The sequence below is a fragment of the Vibrio sp. 10N.222.49.C9 genome, assembly GCF_041474985.1.
GTDB classification, from domain to species: domain Bacteria; phylum Pseudomonadota; class Gammaproteobacteria; order Enterobacterales; family Vibrionaceae; genus Vibrio; species Vibrio crassostreae_C.
Window position 1 is genome coordinate 1 of record NZ_JBFRVD010000406.1, and the last position, 260, is coordinate 260.

Below are 260 nucleotides of genomic sequence, written 5' to 3' on the forward strand. Positions count from 1 at the left end.
TTCCCGTTTAGGCTCAGACTTGTTCTATTATTGATACAAAGTCTTTTTCGAGTGAGAGTGTGTGACCCTAACCTCCAGTACCGACGTTCCCCACGGCTTTAATGCCTATGTAGCAGAACACAATAAAAAACAGTTAAAATTCTGGCTGCCTTTGCTCGCACTATTCATGCTGCTGCTTGGTGTTGGTATGCCTTTGTGGGAAGCTCAAAGTTTCTTGCTAGCAACAGAAAGTATCAATTCGTTTTTTCACTTTTACATGG

1 pseudogene is annotated in these 260 nt (G+C 41.9%); it reads left to right on the plus strand.

The features are described 5' to 3' along the window. Nucleotides 1-61: 61 nt before the first annotated feature. Nucleotides 62-260, plus strand: a pseudogene (locus AB4585_RS23720) (GGDEF domain-containing protein); the annotation flags it as partial.